The organism is Glycomyces sp. NPDC047010, from assembly GCF_040644205.1.
Lineage (GTDB): Bacteria > Actinomycetota > Actinomycetes > Mycobacteriales > Micromonosporaceae > Glycomyces.
Genome location: NZ_JBEYVY010000005.1, coordinates 202,809 through 217,101 on the forward strand (window position 1 = coordinate 202,809; position 14,293 = coordinate 217,101).

The 14,293-nt window shown below is 71.3% G+C and carries 14 protein-coding genes and 1 tRNA gene; 8 read left to right on the plus strand and 7 right to left on the minus strand.

The features are described 5' to 3' along the window. Positions 1-20 precede the first annotated feature (20 nt). Positions 21-452, minus strand: a complete 432-nt coding sequence (locus tag AB0A65_RS12290; protein ID WP_359950484.1) for a nuclear transport factor 2 family protein — start codon at positions 450-452, stop codon at positions 21-23. A 95-nt stretch (positions 453-547) separates the two neighbouring features. Between AB0A65_RS12290 and AB0A65_RS12295 the strand changes: the two genes are divergently transcribed. Then, positions 548-1,048 carry a MarR family transcriptional regulator gene (locus AB0A65_RS12295; protein ID WP_359950486.1) on the plus strand — a complete coding sequence of 167 codons (501 nt, stop codon included), beginning with the start codon at positions 548-550 and terminating at the stop codon, positions 1,046-1,048. Here AB0A65_RS12295 and AB0A65_RS12300 read toward each other — a convergent pair. Continuing rightward, complete coding sequence (locus AB0A65_RS12300) at positions 1,017-2,408, minus strand: aldehyde dehydrogenase family protein (protein WP_359950488.1); 1,392 nt, start codon at positions 2,406-2,408, stop codon at positions 1,017-1,019. The genes AB0A65_RS12295 and AB0A65_RS12300 overlap by 32 nt on opposite strands. A gap of 150 nt (positions 2,409-2,558) precedes the next feature. On the opposite strand from AB0A65_RS12300, the gene AB0A65_RS12305 reads away from it, so the two are divergent. Beyond that, complete coding sequence (locus AB0A65_RS12305; RefSeq protein WP_359950490.1) at positions 2,559-3,656, plus strand: ionic transporter y4hA; 1,098 nt, start codon at positions 2,559-2,561, stop codon at positions 3,654-3,656. Here the strand turns inward: AB0A65_RS12305 and AB0A65_RS12310 are convergent. Further along, complete coding sequence (locus AB0A65_RS12310) at positions 3,653-4,429, minus strand: TSUP family transporter (protein WP_359950830.1); 777 nt, start codon at positions 4,427-4,429, stop codon at positions 3,653-3,655. The two genes, AB0A65_RS12305 and AB0A65_RS12310, sit on opposite strands and share 4 nt — an antisense overlap. 101 nt (positions 4,430-4,530) lie before the next feature. On the opposite strand from AB0A65_RS12310, the gene AB0A65_RS12315 reads away from it, so the two are divergent. The 4 genes from AB0A65_RS12315 to AB0A65_RS12330 all read left to right on the plus strand — a co-directional run bounded on the left by AB0A65_RS12315 (position 4,531) and on the right by AB0A65_RS12330 (position 7,610). Then, positions 4,531-5,127 carry a helix-turn-helix domain-containing protein gene (locus AB0A65_RS12315; protein WP_359950492.1) on the plus strand — a complete coding sequence of 199 codons (597 nt, stop codon included), beginning with the start codon at positions 4,531-4,533 and terminating at the stop codon, positions 5,125-5,127. Between the two features lie 165 nt (positions 5,128-5,292). Continuing rightward, positions 5,293-5,715, plus strand: a complete 423-nt coding sequence (locus AB0A65_RS12320) for a Fur family transcriptional regulator (RefSeq protein ID WP_359950494.1) — start codon at positions 5,293-5,295, stop codon at positions 5,713-5,715. Between the two features lie 39 nt (positions 5,716-5,754). Further along, positions 5,755-7,188 (plus strand): Na+/H+ antiporter NhaA, encoded by a 1,434-nt coding sequence (gene nhaA, locus AB0A65_RS12325; protein ID WP_359950496.1) that lies wholly within the window; start codon positions 5,755-5,757, stop codon positions 7,186-7,188. Between the two features lie 32 nt (positions 7,189-7,220). Further along, positions 7,221-7,610 carry a DUF3151 domain-containing protein gene (locus AB0A65_RS12330; RefSeq protein ID WP_359950498.1) on the plus strand — a complete coding sequence of 130 codons (390 nt, stop codon included), beginning with the start codon at positions 7,221-7,223 and terminating at the stop codon, positions 7,608-7,610. 93 nt (positions 7,611-7,703) lie between these two features. On the opposite strand, the gene AB0A65_RS12335 is transcribed toward AB0A65_RS12330, so the two are convergent. From AB0A65_RS12335 to AB0A65_RS12345, 3 genes are all read right to left on the minus strand, one after another. Continuing rightward, positions 7,704-8,189 carry a Rieske (2Fe-2S) protein gene (locus AB0A65_RS12335; RefSeq protein ID WP_359950500.1) on the minus strand — a complete coding sequence of 162 codons (486 nt, stop codon included), beginning with the start codon at positions 8,187-8,189 and terminating at the stop codon, positions 7,704-7,706. A 195-nt stretch (positions 8,190-8,384) separates the two neighbouring features. Continuing rightward, positions 8,385-9,512, minus strand: coding sequence for an acyl-CoA dehydrogenase family protein (locus AB0A65_RS12340; protein ID WP_359950502.1), 1,128 nt, complete (start codon positions 9,510-9,512; stop codon positions 8,385-8,387). Between the two features lie 13 nt (positions 9,513-9,525). Next, the gene (locus tag AB0A65_RS12345) at positions 9,526-11,049 is read right to left on the minus strand and encodes an acyl-CoA carboxylase subunit beta (RefSeq protein ID WP_359950832.1); all 1,524 of its coding nucleotides are present in this window, start codon (positions 11,047-11,049) and stop codon (positions 9,526-9,528) included. A 159-nt stretch (positions 11,050-11,208) separates the two neighbouring features. On the opposite strand from AB0A65_RS12345, the gene AB0A65_RS12350 reads away from it, so the two are divergent. Beyond that, positions 11,209-13,263 carry an acyltransferase family protein gene (locus AB0A65_RS12350; RefSeq protein ID WP_359950503.1) on the plus strand — a complete coding sequence of 685 codons (2,055 nt, stop codon included), beginning with the start codon at positions 11,209-11,211 and terminating at the stop codon, positions 13,261-13,263. Between the two features lie 42 nt (positions 13,264-13,305). Here AB0A65_RS12350 and deoD read toward each other — a convergent pair whose 3' ends face one another. Beyond that, positions 13,306-14,013 carry a purine-nucleoside phosphorylase gene (deoD, locus tag AB0A65_RS12355; RefSeq protein WP_359950505.1) on the minus strand — a complete coding sequence of 236 codons (708 nt, stop codon included), beginning with the start codon at positions 14,011-14,013 and terminating at the stop codon, positions 13,306-13,308. A 108-nt stretch (positions 14,014-14,121) separates the two neighbouring features. On the opposite strand from deoD, the gene AB0A65_RS12360 reads away from it, so the two are divergent. Continuing rightward, positions 14,122-14,212 (plus strand) — tRNA-Ser (locus tag AB0A65_RS12360). Positions 14,213-14,293: the final 81 nt, after the last annotated feature.

Genomic DNA, 14,293 nt, shown 5'->3' on the forward strand with positions numbered 1-14,293 from the left:
CAGGGTTGCAGGGGAAGGGTTCAGAGGGCGCGGGCGATGCCGCCGGTCAGGGCGAAGGGCGCGACCCGCAGCCCGTCGAAGCGCCACCCGTCCCCGGTGCGGCGGGCGGTGTAGTGGTGGGTCCCGGCGGCCACGGCCGCCTCGTTCCCCTCCTTCAGGAACACGCCGATGTCGTTGGCGCGCAGCGAGGCGGTGTCCCCGTCGAGGTCGATCACGAGGTTCGCCTTGGTGTGCAGCGTGGCCTCGTACCCGTTGCCGCCGCTCACCAGGGCGACGAGCGCGGGGATGCCGCGGGCCTCCCCGCGCGGCGACGTGACGGCCACGTCCTCGGTGAAGATCCGGCCGGTCTCGTCCCAGCGCTCCTCGTCGATCCACACGGTGTGGCGGGCGACGAGGTCTTCGAGCGCGGCGCGGTCGGCGAGGCGGCGGACCAGGGTGTCGGTGTCGGTCATGGCGGTCTCCTTCAAGTCGTTAGTGAAACTAACGTTTGTGTCGCTAACGAATGTACATCGTTAGTGGGACTAACGCAAGAGGGTAGGCTCTCCGCATGGACACCAGCGATGAACTGCGGTTCGACCGGATCGGGGACGGCGGCTCCAAGCGGCTGCGGCGCCAGCTCTCGCGGCTCCTGGGCATGACGAGCGCGCAGGCCAGCCGCGTCGCCTCCGAGGCGCTCGCGCCGCTCGGCGCGGCCAAGGCCCACTTCGTGGTCCTCGCCGTCCTCGACGAGGCCGGGCCCGCCAGCCAGGCCGCGCTCGCCGACCGGGCCCGCGTCTACCGCTCCGACCTCGTGGCCGTCCTCAACGAGCTGTCCGAGGGCGGCTGGATCGTGCGCGCCCCCGACCCGGACGACAAGCGGCGCAACACGATCACCATCACCGACGCGGGGCGCGCGCGGCTCGCCGAGATCGAGGCGGTCCTCGACGGCGTCAACGACCGCATCATGGCCCCGCTCAGCGAAGCCGAACGCGCGCAGCTGTTCTCGCTCCTCGGGCGCGTCAACGCCCACCTCGCGTCTAGCGCAGGCGGCGCATCACCTGCTCCTTGAGCGACGTGAACGGCGGGTACACGACCCGCATCGTGTCGGGCGCGAGCGGCTTGTCCAGCACCGACTTCGCGTGGGAGAACACCTCGATCGAGTGCTTTCCGTGGTACGCGCCGAGCCCGGAGCTCCCGACCCCGCCGAACGGCAGGCCCGGGACGTCGATGTGCGCCATGGGGATGTTGAACCCGACCGCGCCCGAGGAGGTCCGCGTCAGGAGCTTCCGGCGGGTCGCGTCGGAGTTCGTGAACGCGTACAGCGCCAAGGGCTTCTCGCCGGAGTTGACGTACGCGATCGCCTCGTCCAGGGTGTCGACGGCGAGCACCGGCAGGACCGGCCCGAAGACCTCCTCGCCCATGACCGCGTCGTCCGGCGAGACGTCGGCGAGGACCGTGGGCGCGATGTACCGGTCGGAGCGGTTGCGGCCGCCGCCGACGACGAGGCGGCCCTCGCCGAGGAACCGCTCCAGGCGGTCGAACGCGCGCTCGTCGATGATCCGCCCGTAGTCGGGGCTGTCGGCGGGCGCGTGCCCGTACATCTCCCGCACCGCCTCGGCGAGGTGCTTCTCCAGCTCCGGGCCGGTGCCGCCGACGGCGAGCACGTAGTCGGGGGCGATGCACGTCTGCCCGGCGTTCATGAACTTGCCCCAGGCGATCCGCCGCGCCGCCGTCGCCAGGTCCGCGCCCGGCTCCACGATCGCGGGGCTCTTCCCGCCCAGTTCGAGTGTGACCGGCGTCAGGTGCTCGGCGGCGGCCTTCGCGACGATCCGGCCCACGCGCGGCGACCCGGTGAAGAAGATGTGGTCGACGCGCTCGGCGAGCAGCGCCGCCGTCTCGGCCGCCCCGCCCTGCACGACCGCGACGGCCTCGGGGTCGAGGTACTCGCCGATGAGCCGGCCCAGCACCGACGCGGTCGCCGCCGACGCCTCCGAGGGCTTCACGGCCACGGCGTTCCCGCACGCGAGCGCGCCCGCGAGCGGCGCGAGCAGCAGCTGCACCGGGTAGTTGAACGGCCCGATGACCGTGACGACGCCGAGCGGCTCGCGCAGCACGTACGCCTTCGCGGGCTGGAGGTGCGGCGGCGTGTAGACCCGCCTGGGCCGCAGCCAGGACCGCAGGTGCTTGCGCAGGGCCCGCACCTCCGCGGACACGAAGTCGATCTCGGCGAGGAACGACTCCGGCGCGGCCTTGCCGAGGTCGGCGCGCAGCGCGTCGGCGAGCTCCTCCCCGGCCTCCCGCAGCATCCGGTCGAGGCCCTTGAGCTGCTCCAGGCGCCACGGGACCGGTTTGGTGCGGCCGGTGTCGAAGTGCGCCCGCAGGCGCGAGACGGTGTCCGAGGGGGACTCAGGTGTGAACTCGCTCGCCATGGGACGACTCTAGCGACTCCCGCACTTCAGCGGTGCTGTGCTCCTGCACCGCTTCGCACAACGCAAAAGGGACAGAACGAGTGTGTCATGGCGCATGGCCCCGCCGCGGTCTCCGGGACGCTGCGACCGCCCCGTGACAGGATGTCGCGTATGAGCGCCGCGAAACGATCCCCGCTACTGTCCTGGACCGTCATCGCGCCGGTGGTCGGCGTCATCGTCCTGGCCTTCACCTGGGGCCGCGAGTCGGAGACCGCCCTCGTCGTCGTCGCCGCCGTCGCCCTCATGGCGACGGTCCTGGCCGCCGTCCACCACGCCGAGGTCGTCGCCCACCGCGTCGGCGAACCCTACGGCTCCCTCGTGCTCGCCGTCGCGGTCACGGTCATCGAGGTCGCCCTCATCCTCACCGTCATGGCCTCCGGCGGCCACGACGCCGACACCCTCGCCCGCGACACCGTGTTCGCCGCGGTCATGATCACCACCAACGGCATCGTCGGCATCTCCCTGCTCGTGGGCGCCCTCAAGTACGGGACGACCCTGTTCAACCCCGAGGGCTCCGGCGCGGCCCTCGCCACCGTCGCGACCCTCGCCGTCCTCGGCCTGGTCCTGCCGACGTTCACCACCAGCGCGCCCGGCCCCGAGTACTCGATGTCGCAGCTGGTGTTCGCCGCGGTCGTCTCGATCGTCCTGTACGGCCTGTTCGTGTTCACCCAGACCGTGCGCCACCGCGACTTCTTCCTCCCGATCACCGAGTCCGGCCCGGTCACCGAGGAGACCCACGCCGACCCGCCCTCGGGGAAGACCGCGCTGCTCAGCCTCGGGATGCTCATGATCGCGCTCGTCGGCGTCGTCGGCCTCGCGAAGGTGGAGTCCCCGGCGATCAAGGCGGGCGTCGACGCCGCGGGCTTCCCGGCGTCCTCCGTCGGTGTCGCCATCGCGCTGCTGGTGCTGCTGCCCGAGTCGATCGCGGCGATCCGCGCGGCCCGCCGCGAGCGCATCCAGACCTCCATCAACCTCGGCTACGGGTCGGCGATGGCCTCGATCGGCCTGACGATCCCGGCGATCGCGATCGCCTCGTTCTTCATGGACGGGCCGCTGCTGCTCGGGCTCGGGTCGACGCAGATCGTGCTGCTGGGCCTGACGCTCGTCGTCTCGGTCCTCACGATCGTGCCGGGCCGCGCGACCCGCCTCCAGGGCGGCGTCCACCTCGCGCTCCTCGCGGCGTACCTGTTCCTCGCGATCAACCCTTAGCGGGCCGCGGCCCACACGTCCCAGCCGAGCCGGGCCAGGAGCGCGAGGACCACGACCACGAGGACGATCCGCACGAACCGGGAGCCCTTCGCCATCGCCGTGCGGGCCCCGAACCACGCGCCCGCCATGCAGCCGAGGCCCATGACCAGGCCGAGGAGCCACCACACGTTGCCCTGGAGGGCGAACACGGCGACCGCGCCGATGTTGGTGGCGGCGTTGACGACCTTGGTGTGCGCCGCGGCCGACACGTAGTCGAAGCCGACGATCGTCGTGAACGCCACCGACAGGAAGATCCCGGTGCCGGGGCCGATGATGCCGTCGTAGAACGCGACCGCGACGCCGGCGGTGAGCATGAGCGCGGCGGCGCGCAGCGGGGTCCGCAGCCGCGGCTGCGGCTCCAGGCCGAGCTGCGGCCGGGCGATAACCAGGACCAGGACCGCCAGGAGCACGGCGATGATGATGGGCTTCAAGGCGGTCGCGGAGACCGCGAGGGCCGCGACGGCCCCGGCGCCGGAGCCCACGAGGGCGAGGCCGACGGTGGGCCACAGCAGCCGGTGCTCCAGTTTGATCTTGCGGGAGTAGGTGATCGCGGAGGTCACCGTCCCGCACACCGACGCCAGCTTGTTGGTGCCCAGCATGAGCTGCACCGGCGCTGTGGGGAACGCCACCAGGAGCGCGGGGAGCTGGATCAGCCCGCCGCCGCCGACGACCGCGTCGACCCATCCGGCGAACACCGCCGCGACGATGAGCAGGGCGAACAGACCGGGGTCGATGTCGAAGGGCACCAGGCCAAGTTACTTGCCGCACGGTCAGCCGACACGCCGATGAGGTGAGGAACACGTGGCGGTGCGTAATCGTCTGATATCAACAGGTCATGGACTTGACGAAGCCTATGACCCACTTGGTGAAACGCGGGTACGAGTATACGTTCGACCCCGACGACCAGCAGCTCGGGAACCTTGAGGAGACGCTCGAAGCGGTTCGCGCCGTGTACAACTGGTCGCTGTCGGTGTTCCAGCGCGAGTGGCGCGCGAAGGGGGAGAAGATCTCGTACGCGGAGATCTCCGCCCGGCTGACCAAGTGGAAGAACCAGGCGCCCAACCGGTGGGTCAAGGCGTATTCGTCGGTGCCGCTCCAGCAGATCGCGCGCCAGCTGCACACCGAGTACCACGCGTTCCTCAACGGCCGCAGCCGCGAGCCCGCGCCGAAGGAGCACGGCGAGCAGGAGCAGCTGGTGTACTCCCGGGCCGGGTACTACCTGAAGGGCCGCGAGGTGAAGCTCGCGAAGCACAAGGAGCCCTTGGACATCATGTGGGGCCTGGAGCGGCCCGGCCGCGACGACATCACCTCGATCACGGTGATCCGCGAGCACGACCGGTGGAAGCTGTGGATCGTGGCCGAGGAGTTCGTGGAGGTCCCGCGGCAGAAGCCGCCGGAATGCGGCGAGTGCGGGCGGGTCCTGGAGGACTGAGCCCGGTGCACTGCGGCCCCCGTGCGGAACGCCGGGGGCCGCCGCCGTGCCCGCTCCGAGTCGCTTAGACCTACTCTAAAGTGAGAAGCCGTCCAGCATGAGTGGTGCGAGGCCCGTTTGTCCTGCTAGAGTGGGGTTCGACTTCCTGACCGTTGAGAGAACAGCATGAGCGACCTGGTAACCCGACTGCGGCGCCACAACTGGCGCATCACCCCTCAGCGACGCGTCATCGCCGAGACGCTTGAGGGTTCCCACGTGCACTTCACGGCCGACGAGGTGCTCGAACGCGCCGTCGCGCGCATGCCCGAGCTGTCCCGCGCCACGGTCTACAACACCCTGAACGAGATGGTCGCCCTCGGCGAGGTCCTCGAACTGTCCCTCCAGGGGCGCTCGAAGCGGTACGACCCGAACGCCGACCACGACCACCACCACCTCATCTGCGACGGCTGCGGCCTCATGAAGGACGTCCACGCCGTCGCCGACCCGATCGAGTGGCTCCCCGGCGACGAGCGCCACGGCTTCACCGTCACCAGCGCCGCCGTCACCTACCGGGGCCTGTGCCCCGAGTGCCGCGCCGCGTCCTCATAGGAGTGGTACGGGCCCTTTCGCCCGGATAGGCTCTGGCGCATGACACCGCCCGAGGAGCCCTGGAAGTCCGACATCTGGAGGAACCGCCCCGCGTTCCTTTACTCCCGGCGGCCCATCGCCCGGTACGTCGGCCGCCCCGCGGCCGAGTTCCTCAAGATCGAGCCCGCCGCGGGCGTCGTCCTCGTCGTCTGCGCCGTCGCCGCGATGCTCTGGGCCAACTCGCCCTGGTCCGCCTCGTACGAGGCGGTGTGGGGCCTGGACATCACGTTCTCCTTCGGGGACTTCGAGCTCCACCACTCGCTCAAGGACTGGATCAACGACGGCCTCATGGCCGTGTTCTTCTTCGTCGTGGGCCTGGAGATCAAGCAGGAGATCGTCTCCGGGGAGCTCGCCAGCCCCCGCAACGCCGTCCCCCCGATCGCCGCCGCGGTCGGCGGCATGGCCGTCCCGGCGCTGATCTACGCGGCGCTGAACGCGGGCGGCGAGGGCGCGCACGGCTGGGGCATCCCCATGGCCACGGACATCGCGTTCGCCGTCGGCGTCCTCGCGCTGTTCGGCTCCCGCATCCCCTCGGCGGCCCGGATCTTCCTGCTCACCCTCGCGATCGTCGACGACCTCGGCGCCATCGCCGTGATCGCTGTGTTCTACACCGACGACCTCTCGCCCGAGTGGCTCATCGCCGCCGCCGCGCTCACCGCCCTCGCGGTCCTCATGCGCCTGCTCAACGTCTGGTCCCCGGCCGTGTACCTGGTCATCGGGGTCATGCTGTGGGTCGCGATGCTCGAATCCGGGGTCCACGCGACCATCGCGGGCGTCGTCATGGGCCTCATCATCGCCGCCCGGCCGCTCCTGGACCCGTCCGTGGCCCACGACGAGGCCCAGGAGCTCGCCAAAGACGGCCTCACCGTCGAGGAGACCGAGCGCCTCGTCAAGCTCACCCGGGACGCCCAGCCGCCCGCGGCGCGGCTCCAGCACCAGAACCACCGGTTCTCCTCATTCGTGGTCCTGCCGCTGTTCGCGCTGGCCAACGCCGGTATCCCGCTGTCCTCGGACCTCGTCGGGGCCGCGTTCGGGTCGACGGTGACGCTCGGGATCATCGCGGGCCTCGTCGTCGGCAAGACCGTCGGGATCACGCTCGTGACGTGGCTCGTCGTGAAGCTGGGGCTGGGCCGGATGCCGCGGGGGACCACCTGGCCGCTGCTCGCCTCGATCGGCGCCGTCGCGGGCATCGGGTTCACGGTGGCCCTGTTCATCGCCGAGCTCGCGTTCTACGGCGGCGACCCGGTCCTGGCGTACGAGGCGAAGATCGGCGTCCTCGCCGCGTCGGTCCTCGCGGCCGTGCTCGGCGCGGCGGCCGTGCACTTCACGGCGCCCCGCGCGCCCCGTGAGGAGGATGCCGACCCGGACCGGGAGGACGCTCCCGTGGCGGGGTTAGGCTTGTCTGACTGCTTTTCACGAGCGACTCGACCCTAGAGTGAGGACCCGCTTTGGCTCCGCAGAATCTGATGTCACAGCCTCCGGCGACGCTGATGCCCGAGGACACCGAGGCCAGGACGTACCTCGACGAGCACACGCCCGAGGACACCGTCCGCCAGTTCCCGTGGTTCTGCGCCGCGTGGGCGCGGCTGGCGAAGAACGCCCTGGAGTCGGGCGACGACGTCACCGCCTACGCCTTCGCGCGCACCGGGTACCACCGGGGCCTCGACCAGCTGCGCCGCAGCGGTTGGAAGGGCCACGGCCCGATCCCGTGGGAGCACAAGCCGAACCGCGGGTTCCTCAAGTCCCTGCACCAGCTGTCCCGCGCCGCCGCCGCGATCGGCGAGGCCGACGAGGCCGCGCGCTGCGCCCAGTTCCTGCGCGACTCGGACCCGGCCGCGGCCGACGCCCTGACGTAGGGCAACAGGGCGACGCTTGCGAGCCCTGCTCCAGGGCACAGCACGCGAAACGGCCGGGAAGCGATCGCTTCCCGGCCGCTGCGTCCCGCCCTCCTAGGCGAGGAAGATCTGGCCGTCCTCGACGGTGATGTCGACCGGGGTCAGCCCGGTCTCGGCCGGCCCCTTCTCGAGCTCCCCTTCGAGGGAGAACGTGGAGCCGTGGTTGGGGCAGATGATGTCCCCCGCGGCGTCCGGCGGGTTCACGATGGTGCCCATGTGGGGGCACACGGCCGAGAACGCGAGGAACTCGTCAGCGGAGGGCTGCACGAGCACGGTGTCGTCGACGACGATCCCGCCGCCCTCCGGGACGTCCGCGGTCGCCGCGATCGCGTCGCCGCCCGTCTCGCCGGTCGTTCCGTCACTCGATCCGCCGGTCGTCGCGTCCGAGCCCGAGGTGGTCGATTCGGAGGACGGCGACTCCGCCGTCCCGCACGCGGCCAGGGCCCCTGCGGCCCCGAGCCCCGCCAGGCCGCACATCAACCCGCGCCGCGAGGCGATGACCCGCCGCGCGAGGTCGCTACCGGTCTTGCTGTCGGTCATGTCTGAGCTCCTTGTCCATGCGGCCCGTCCCCCGCGGCAGCCTGCGAGCCTGGGAGGGATTTCGGGCCGCGGCGGCAACGCTACTGCCGAAGAGCCGAGCTTGTCATGATTCGGGGCGGAAACTCAAGACCTTTAGTTGAAGTTTTCAGTAAGTTCTCAGGCGGCGACCGGGGCCCCGGACGCCGCCTGGAATCCCTACAGCCCCAGGGACCTCGCGATGAGCATCCGCTGGACCTCGTTGGTGCCCTCGCCGATCTCCAGCACCTTCGCGTCCCGCCACGCCCGCGCCACCGGGGTCTCGTTCATGAACCCGTACCCGCCGAAGATCTGCGTCGCCTCCCGCGCGTTGTCAACGGCCGCAAGGGAAGCGTGCAGCTTCGCGAGCGCCGCGTCCGTGCCGAACGGCTCCCCGGCCTCGGCCTTCATCGCCGCGTCCTGCCAGGCCAGGCGGGACGTGTGGGCGCGGAGCTTCATGTCCGCGAGCATGAACGCGATCGCCTGGTTCTCGCCGATGGGCCGCCCGAACGCCTGCCGCTCCTTCGCGTGCGCGAGCGCCTCGTCGAGGCACCCCTGCGCCGACCCGGTGGCGAGCGCCGCGATGGCGACGCGCCCCGAGTCGAGCAGTTCGAGGAACTGCACGAACCCGCGCCCGCGCTGCCCGATGAGGTTCGCCTCCGGCACGCGGCAATTGTCGAAGTACACCGGCCGCGTGTCCGAGGCCCGCCACCCCACTTTGGAGTACTCGGGCCCGATCTCCAGGCCGGGCGTGCCCGGCGGGACGGCGATGCACGTGACCTCGCCGGGCCCGGTCTGCGCGGTGGTGATGATGAGGTCGGTCATCGCCGTGCCCGCGTTGGTGATGAAGCACTTCGCGCCGTCGATGACCCACTCGCCGTCTTCGAGGCGGGCCTTCGTGTCGGTGTGCCCGGCGTCGGTGCCGCCGCCGGGCTCGGTGAGCGCGAACGCGACCAGGCCCTGCCCGGCCGCGAGGTTCGGGAGCCACTTCGCCTGCTGCTCAGGGGTGCCGAACTTCGCGATCGCCTCCGCGCCGAGCGTCACCGACGCCTCCACGGTCACGGCCACCGACGCGTCGACGCGGGCGATCTCCTCCAGTGCGAGGCCGAGCATGAACAGGCCCATGCCGGCCCCGCCGTGCTCCTCGGGAAGGGTGACCCCGAGGACGCCGAGCTTGCCGAGGCCCCGGACGAGCTCGATCGGGAACTCCCCGCGCTCGTAGAAGTCGCTGATGACGGGGCGGATCTGCTCCTGGGCGTACGCGCGCACGGCGGCGGCGAATTCGGTCTGCTCGATGTCGAGTTTCATTGCTGGCTCCTGTTCACACCGGTGTGATCGGGTGTCGGCGGTCGGCGAACCGGCGGTCCTTGTGGGTCAGCCGGCGGTACCGCGCGATGAGGTCATCGCGCAGCTCCTCGGGGGCGAGGACGTCGTCGACGACGAGTTCCCCTGCGAGCCTTCGCAGGTCGACGTCGGCTTCGTATTCGGCGCGGCGGTCGGCGACGAACTGCTCCCGCTTGGCGGGGTCGTCGATCGCGGCGATCTTGTTGGCGTACACGGCGTTGACGGCCGCTTCGGCGCCCATGACGGCGATGCGCGCCGTCGGCAGCGCGAGCACCGCGTCGGACCCGAACGCGGGTCCGGCCATCGCGTACAGCCCGGCGCCGTACGCCTTGCGGACGACGACGCAGATCTTCGGCACGGTGGCCTCGGCGACGGCGGCGATCATCTTGGCGCCGTGGCGGATGATCCCGGCGTGCTCGACCGCGGAGCCGACCATGAACCCGGGGACGTCGGCGAGGAACAGCAGCGGCACGTTGAACGCGTCGCAGGTGTTCACGAAGCGGGCGGCCTTGTCCGCGGAGTCGGAGAACAGGACGCCGCCGCGGACCGCGGAGTTGTTGGCGACGATCCCGACCGGGCGCCCGTCGAGGCGCGCGAACGAGGTCGTCAGCTCCCCGGCCCACCGGGCCTGGACCTCCAGGACCGAGTCCCGGTCGACCAGGCCGTTCACGAACTCGTGCATGTCGAACGGCGCGGACTCGCTCGGCGGGATGACCGCCGCGAGGTCCACCGGGAGCGGCGGGCGGGCCGCGCGCACCGGCGCTGGCTGCGTCCAGTTCGACGGCAGGTACGACAGCCACCGGCGCACGTCGGCGATGGCCTCGTCCTCGTTGCGGCACAGGAAGTGCCCGACCCCGGACCGCTCGGTGTGGACGCGGGCGCCGCCCATGTCCTCCAGGGTCGTCTTCTCGCCGGTGACCATCTCGACCATGCGGGGGCTGCCGAGGTACATCGACGCGTTGCCGTCGACCATCGCGACGATGTCGCAGAACGCGGGGATGTAGGCGCCCCCGGCGGCGCTGGGCCCGAACAGGGCGCACGCCTGGGGGATCTTGCCCGAGGCGCGGACCTGCTCGTGGAAGATGCGTCCGGCCCCGCGGCGGCCGGGGAACAGCTGCACCTGGTCGGTGATGCGGGCGCCCGCGGAGTCCACGAGGTAGACGATCGGGTGCTGCTCCAGCTGGGCGGCCTCGATGGTGCGGATGATCTTCTCGACGGTGCGCGCGCCCCACGACCCGGCCTTCACCGTGGAGTCGTTGGCGACGATCCGCACCGGCCGCCCCTGCACGGTGGCGGACCCGACGACCACGCCGTCGGCCGGCAGGCTGGGGTCGGGGTTGGCCCAGAGGGCGTCCTCGCGGAACGAGTCGGGGTCGCACAGGCGCCTGATCCGCTCGCGGGCGTGGTACTTGCCCGCCGCGGCCGCCGCCTGGTGGTACTTCTCGGCCCCGCCGCGCTCGATGCGCTCGCGTTCGGCCGGGTAGTCCCCGCTGAAGTCCACGATGACGTCCTCCTTGACGATCAACCGACCTGAACGATCGTTAAGGTCATGGATATTGTGGCCCGCCCGGCGCCCCGTGTCAACGCATCCGCGAACCGCCTTCTACGCTCGGTGTCGACACCCCCGCAGCGACCGCCTCCCGCCACACCCCGGAGACCCATGAGCGCCACCTCCACCGCCGAACCCGCGGCCGACAGCGCGGGCCGCGCCCCCGCCGCCAGGCCGCCGCGCCTGCGCGAGATCGACGGCCTCCGCGGCCTCGCCATCGCGGTGATCGCGGTCTACCACATCTGGTTCGACCGCGTCTCCGGCGGCGTCGACATCTTCCTGCTCATGTCCGGGTTCTTCATCACCGCCGGGTTCCTGCGCTCCGCCGACGCCGGACGCGGCCTGGGCTACCTGCCGTACGCGGCCCGGATCGTGCGGCGCATCTTCCCGCCCGCGCTCATCGTCGCTGCGGGGACCGTCCTCATGGTGCTCTTGTGGCTGCCGCGCGCCACCTGGGGCCAGCAGCTCGGCGACATCGCCGCCTCCGCGCTCTACTACGGGAACTGGAACCTCGCCGCGCACTCGGTGGACTACCTGTCCTCCAACAACGGCGCGAGCATCGTCCAGCACTACTGGTCCCTCGGCGTCCAGACCCAGTTCTACATCCTGTGGCCGGTCCTGGTCGGCCTGGTCCTGTGGGCCGCCCGCCGCGCCGGGCTCCCGCCGATGCGCACCGTCGCGGTCGTCCTGGCCGTGGTCCTCGCCGCGTCGTTCGCGTTCGCGCTGTGGGAGACCGCCGAGAACCAGGCGTACGCGTACTTCGACACCCGCGCCCGCATCTGGCAGTTCGCCGCCGGGGGCCTCCTCGCCCTGACCCTGCGGCCCTCCGTACGGGGCTGGACCGCCCGCCTCCCGCGCCTCGTCGCGGTCGTCCTGGGCTGGGCGGGCGTCGCCGTGCTCGTGTTCGCGGGCGCGTTCCTCGAATCCACCCAGTTCCCCGGCTGGGCCGCGCTCGCGCCCGTCGCCGGGGCCTGCGCGGTCATCGTCGCCGCCACCGCCGCGCCCGGGAAGGGCGCGGGGCTCCTGCTCAACACGTGGCCGCTCCAGCGCCTCGGCACCCTCTCGTACACGCTGTACCTGTGGCACTGGCCGATCCTCGTCTGCTACCTGACGGCGACCGGCCGCGACACCGCCACCCTGGTCGGCGGCCTGCTCATCCTCGCCGCGGCCACGGTCCTCGCCGTGCTCACGCACTGGGCCGTCGAGGTCCGGCTCCCCGCCTCGGGGCTCGGCCAGTCGACCGCGCGGGGCGCGTTCGCGCTCGGGGCCGGGTGCATCGCGCTCGTCCTCGCCGCGTGCGCGTCCATGACCTGGTACATCGCCCACGAGCGGTCCCGCCTCGCCGAGGCCGCCGCCGACCCGGCCCGCTACCCCGGCGCCGCGGCGCTCGCCGAGGACGCCGCGTTCCCCGAAGCGGACTTCGCGCCCTCCACGCTCGACGCCGCCGAGGACTACGACCCGGCGCTCTCGGGCGACTGCAACCAGACCATGGAGGGGTACGAGCCGATCCGCTGCGACTTCGGCACCGCCGAATCCGAGGCCGCGGCCACCGTCGTCATGTACGGCGGCTCGAAGATCTGGCAGTGGCTCCCCGCGGTCCTCGAAGCGGCCGAGTCCCGGAACTGGCACGTCGTGGCGTACACGAAGAACGCCTGCATCATCGAGACCGGCCAGGAGGACCTCGGCGAGGAGCGGTACCGCTCGTGCGCGGCCTGGAACGACGCCGTCGTCGCCGAGATCGGCGAGATCGACCCCGACCTGGTCTTCACCTACGGCTCCCGGGTCGGGTACGAGGCGTACGAGACGTTCCCCGACTACACCGACCGGTACGAGCAGCTCCTCGCCACGGGCACGAGCGTCGCCGTCGTCCGCGACACCCCGAGCCCCCGCTTCGACATCCCGCTGTGCGTGGACCTCCACGGCCCCGAGGCGGCCGAGTGCGCCGTCGACCGGGACTCGTACTACGACGAGGGCGCGTTCGCGGACCTCGACGTCCCCGCCGGCGTCCACAAGATCGACCTCACCGACGCGATCTGCGGCCCCGAGACCTGCGCGCCCGTCGTCGGCAACGTCCTCGTCTACCGCGACGACGCCCACATGACGAACACGTACGCCGCGACCCTCGGCCCGTACCTCGAAGCCGAGCTCGCCGCGGCCCTCGGATAGCGCGAAGGCCCGGTCCGACCGGACCGGGCCTCCTCGTACGTCTTAAGCGGTGACGGCGTCGAGGGCGATCTCGACCATCTCTGAGAACGACTCCTGCCGGTCCGCCGCGGGCAGCTCCGTGCCCTTGAGGATGTGGTCGGAGATCGTGCACAGCGCGAGCGCCCGCGCCTTGAACTTCGCCGCGAGCGTGTAGATCGCCGCGGCCTCCATCTCGATCGCGAGGATGCCGTAGTCGGCGAGCCTCGCCTCCACCTCGGGCGCGTCCGTGTAGAACGTGTCGGAGGAGTACAACTGGCCCACGTGCATGTTCACGCCCCGCGCGGCGGCCGCGTCGACGGCGCCGCGCAGCAGCCCGAAGTCGGCGACGGGCGCGTAGTCCACGACCCCGTTGAAGCGGATGCGGTTCATGGAGGAGTTCGTGGAGGCCCCGATGCCCGCCACCACGTCGCGCAGCTCGATCCGATCGTGGATGGCGCCGGCGGAGCCGACCCGGACGACGGTCTTGACGCCGTACACGTCGAGCAGCTCGTGCGTGTAGATCGACGCGGACGGCTGGCCCATCCCGGTGCCCTGGACGGAGACGCGCTTCCCCTTGTACGTGCCGGTGAACCCGAACATGTTCCGGACCTCGGAGTAGCACTCGGCCCCGGTGAGGAAGGTCTCGGCGATCCACTTCGCGCGCAGCGGGTCCCCGGGCAGGAGGACGCTCTCGGCGATGTCGCCGGGTGCGGCGGAGATGTGTGCAGTCATCCCGCCAGCCTCTCATAAACATCCCATGAATTCCCGGAGACCGCCTGTGAGCTGAATCGCCCGATCCCGGTTGCGCGCACGCAACCCCGATCCGGTAACGTTTTCGGCGGTAGCGTGTCCGAGCGGCCGAAGGAGCTCGCCTCGAAAGCGAGTGTCGGGTAACCCCTGACCGTGGGTTCAAATCCCACCGCTACCGCCAACGTCCGAACGCCGGGCCTCACCGAGGCCCGGCGTTCGCCGTTCCTGGCGGCGTCCCGCTAGGCTGTCGAAACTCCACAGC